The following is a 4682-nucleotide window of genomic DNA, read 5'->3' as shown; positions in this document are numbered from 1 at the left end:
ACGATGCGGCTCAATTTAGAGTTACTCTGAAACGGGAACGCCAGATCGAACTGTTCGCCGAAAGTGCCCGTTATTTCGATTTACGTCGCTGGAAAGATGCTCCTACAGAGGAAGTCGGACCGATCAAGGGCTTCAATATCAATATCACTTCCAGCAAGAGAGAGGATTTCTATAAAGAGACTGTCATATCCCGGGTGCAGAAGAGATGGATGGATAAGATGTATTTGTGGCCGATTCCTAAGAACGAAACGGACCGGAATGTTAAATTGCAGCAGAATCCGGGATGGGAACGCTAATTTTTAATTTAAATATGATGAAGATGATGAAATACAGACTGTTATTTTTGTACATATTGGGAATGACGGTTGCTGCTTGCAACAATGATCTTCCCGATGAGCTGTTTGTCAAGCGGGTGGTGATTGCGGAGAACGGTTTCCAGGATTTGCGGGTGGAATATCCGGAAGATGGAACGGTAAACACTCAAATTACGATTTCAATCAGTGGAACTTCCGTATTGTCGAAAGATGTAGAGGCTCAGGTAAAGGTATGCCCGGATACGTTGGATGATTATAATTATGAGCGTTTCGTCCAGGATACTATGCTTTATTATACGTTGTTACCTGAAGATTGCTATACTTTGGAGAATGAAGGAAAAGTGACCATTAAGAAAGGGGATGAGTATGCTTTGCTGTCTGTTCAGTTTGATTTGTCCAGACTGGATATGTTCAAGGATTATGTATTGCCTTTGGAGGTTTCTTCCGTGTCGGATTATGAAGTAGGTGAGCCGAAATACCGAAAGGCTTTGTTTCATTTGAATATTCTGAATAATTTTTCTTATGTCTATACGCCCTCAGGTGCAAAGGTGTATAATTCCGGAGACAATGATGATTATACGGCTTGGACAACGGATCTGACTTTGTCGACTTTGAATTACAACACCTGCCGTATGTATGCCGGTGGGGTTTACGAAACGGATACGGATCGGGACAAGTATGTGATTCAGGTAACGGTCAATAGCGACAGTACATTGAGTTATACTGCCATGACTCCGGAAATCAACTTGATGGCTGAAGGTGACGCTTCACAGAATAGGATTAGCATTTCGGAATCTCCGGATTTATTGGTACAGAATAAATCGGTGATCACGACGACCCTGAAGATGAATTACAGCTATACTTACACTTCTCCCGAAGGGTATCCTTATCATAGAAGATTCGAAGGTACATTTACGAATGACCGCACGGTTTTCAGGGATAAAGATGGAAATATACGCGAGGAATGGTGAGATCAGGGAAAGTAGAAATATGCTATAATTTTGAAATGATTGAAATGAAAATGAGAAAATTACTGTATTTAGTGTTGGGGGCAAGTTGTTTGCTTACCGCGTGTACCGAAGCTGAAAAACCGAAGAGCGATTTGCGTGCTCCGGCTTATCCGCTGGTGACTATCGACCCTTATACTTCTGCCTGGTCGACAACCGATAATTTGTATGATAGTCCTGTAAAACACTGGACCGGTAAAAATCATCCGTTGATCGGAGTGGTACGGGTGGATGGAAAGAGTTATCGTTTTATGGGAAAAGAAAATCTGCCCTTGTATCCCATTGTGGATATGGCTTCCGTAGAGGCTTGGGAAGGAAATTATACGTTGAAAGAACCGAAGAAAGGTTGGGAAAAAGTCGATTTCAATCCCAAAGGATGGACGAAAGGAAAAGCGGCTTTCGGTACGCCTGAAATGTTGTTTCTGGGTACCGAGTGGACCACCAAAGATATCTGGGTGCGCCGGGAGTTCGATCTGAATCAGGATTTGTCGGATGCCGATGTTTTCCTGAAATATTCTCATGACGATACCTTTGAACTGTACATCAATGGGAAACAGGTTGTAAAAACCGGATATGAATGGCACAATAATGTTGTGGCCGAATTGAAAGACGAAGTGAAGAAAACCCTGAAACCGGGAAAGAATGTGATCGCTGCTTATTGTAAAAACAAAACCGGCGGTGGTTATGTGGATTTCGGATTGTATGTGAAGGAGCCCGATAAGACGTTCTTTGATCAGGAGGCTGAACAGGTGTCTGCAATGGTATTACCTACTCAGACTCTGTATGCTTTCGAAGCCGGACCTGTGCAGTTGGATGTGACTTTTACCGCACCTCTGTTGTGTGACGATCTGTATCTGATGGCTCGGCCGGTAAATTATATTTCTTATGAAGTAGTCTCGAAAGACGGACAACAACACGATGTGCAGGTGTATATCGAAGCCACTCCGCAGTGGGCGGTTAACGAAACCGGTCAGCCGGTGGTTTGTGAACGGTTGGAAAAGAACGGACAGACCTTCCTGAAAGCGGGGACGAAAGAACAACCGGTACTTGCCAAACGGGGAGACGACTTGCGTATCGATTGGGGATATTTTTATCTTGTAGGAAATACCTCGGATCGTTCGGCTATGATGATCGCCGATTATTATACTCCTAAAAAAGCATTTGCTGCTAACGGAAAAGTGGAAAATACCGCCGATCGTAATTTGTCCGGAAATATGAATAAAGAGATGATTGCTCTGGCTTATAGTGAGGATTTAGGAAAAGTAGGGACCGATAAAGTGGCCGGGCATGTATTGATCGGATACGATGATTTGTATTCTATCCAGTATTTCGGTAAAAATCTGATGCCTTATTGGAAGAAAAACGGTCAGGTAACGATCGAACAGGAGTTTGCTGCAGCTGAGAAAGACTACCGGACTATACTGAGTCGTTGCGATCGTTTCGACCGTGAACTGATGGACGAAGCTGCTGCCTGTGGAGGAAAAGAGTATGCCGAGCTGTGTGCTTTGGTTTACCGTCAGGCTATTGCCGCCCATAAATTGGTGGCGAACGGAAATGGGGAACTGATGTTCTTCTCGAAAGAAAATTTCAGTAATGGTTCGATCGGTACGGTAGATATTACCTATCCTTCATCACCTTTATTCTTAAAATACAATGTCGAATTGGCTAAAGGCTTGATGAATTTCATTTTCGAATACAGTGAAAGCGGAAAATGGAGTAAACCTTTTGCCGCTCACGATGTGGGGACCTATCCTTTGGCTAACGGCCAGACTTACGGTGGAGATATGCCGGTGGAAGAAACCGGAAATATGCTGATTCTGACTACCGCTATCGCTCATAAAGAAGGAAATGCGGATTATGCAGCTAAACATTGGGATATGTTGACTACTTGGGCTGATTTCTTATTGGAAAAAGGATTGGATCCTGAAAATCAGCTTTGTACGGACGACTTTGCCGGACATTTTGCTCATAATGCCAATCTTTCGATCAAAGCGATTATGGGAATTGCCGGATACGGTAAAATGGCCGGAATGCTGGGTAAAAAGGATATCGCTGAGAAATATACTCAGGCAGCCAAAGAGATGGCCGGCAAATGGGTAGAAATGGCTGCAGACGGAGATCATTATAAATTGACCTTCGATAAAGCCGGTACCTGGAGTCAGAAATACAACCTGGTATGGGATGAATTACTGGGATTGAATATCTTTCCGAAAGAAGTCGCTCAGAAAGAGATCGCTTATTATCTCACCAAACAGAATCTTTATGGATTACCTTTGGATTCTCGCCGTACGTATACGAAATCCGATTGGATCATGTGGACGGCTACGATGGCACCGGATGTTGTGACGATGCAGAAATTTATCGCTCCGGTGTATAAATATGCGAACGAAACGGGCAGCCGTGTGCCTATCAGCGATTGGCACGAAACACCCGATGCTAAACAGGTCGGATTCCAGGCTCGTTCTGTTGTCGGTGGTTATTTTATGCCGATGTTGAAAAAGGAGCTGATGAAATAAAGAACTTTTTGTGTTATCCTAATTTGAGAAAGGGTTCCTGGGGATTGGTGCAATTTTCCGGGGACCTTTTTCTGTTTATACCGACATCTGCTAGTAATTGTACGAACGATGTATCGGTAGCGAGATATAGATTTCCAATTACCCGTAAATTAAGGAAGAATGTGTGATAAAACTTTTGTTATCCGGGGAATGAAGCTGAAATAGAAGTTGGTTTAAATCGGTTTATAAAGTTTCTGGTCTCTGTCGCTATCCTCTTGACGAAACCTCCGGTTCCGGTCATTCGTTTCAACAGCTGTAAAAAAGTATCAGCAAGGTTCAAAGACTTAATAAGCTTTTTATATACTAATTACACTAGGTTGTGTAAATCATTTTGAGAGAATCAGAAATTTTGTAATTGAATTTTATATTATTTATTGTTAATAGGAATATTTCTATTAAATTTGCAACTGTTGTATAGTTGTAGGCTGAGGGTGTTTATTCCATCAGTTCGGAGGGAAGCGTTTTTTCTAAGTCGGCAAAAAGATTACTTGAAAAATGATTAAAACGTGCCGTTTTAATTTAGTTTTTTAAGTTTATAAAGTTGTGCTTCGGCACTTAAAGTTCATCGACTCCGGTATAGTATCTTTCGGAATTTTGTTCGGGATGACATCGCTGGGGATTGTTGAAAAGTGTCGTAGGGGCTATGAACTTTATAGATTTTATAAACTAAACTTTCCGGTACGATAAATTTGAATTCTTTTGGAGGTATGACAATGTCGTTTACCGGGGGGCAGAGTCAACCAGCAAGTGCAACATTAGGAAATATTTTTGAAGAAACATTCAGCGGAGGTATGAAAATTGAGTTT

General features: G+C 42.3%; 3 protein-coding genes. All 3 read left to right on the top strand.

The features are described 5' to 3' along the window. The coding region (locus WS42_RS14260) for a RagB/SusD family nutrient uptake outer membrane protein (RefSeq protein ID WP_046451317.1) at nucleotides 1-296 on the top strand (296 nt) is incomplete at its 5' end. 23 nt (nucleotides 297-319) lie between these two features. After that, on the top strand, nucleotides 320-1285 hold the full coding sequence (locus tag WS42_RS14255; protein ID WP_022161005.1) for a DUF4973 domain-containing protein: 966 nt from the start codon (nucleotides 320-322) through the stop codon (nucleotides 1283-1285). Nucleotides 1286-1335: 50 nt separating this feature from the next. After that, complete coding sequence (locus WS42_RS14250; RefSeq protein ID WP_046402830.1) at nucleotides 1336-3837, top strand: glutaminase domain-containing protein; 2502 nt, start codon at nucleotides 1336-1338, stop codon at nucleotides 3835-3837. The last annotated feature ends 845 nt before the right edge of the window (nucleotides 3838-4682 follow it).

This window comes from Odoribacter sp. N54.MGS-14, from assembly GCF_000980295.1.
Taxonomy (GTDB): domain Bacteria; phylum Bacteroidota; class Bacteroidia; order Bacteroidales; family Marinifilaceae; genus Odoribacter; species Odoribacter splanchnicus.
This window is presented reverse-complemented; position numbering and strand designations above follow the sequence as displayed.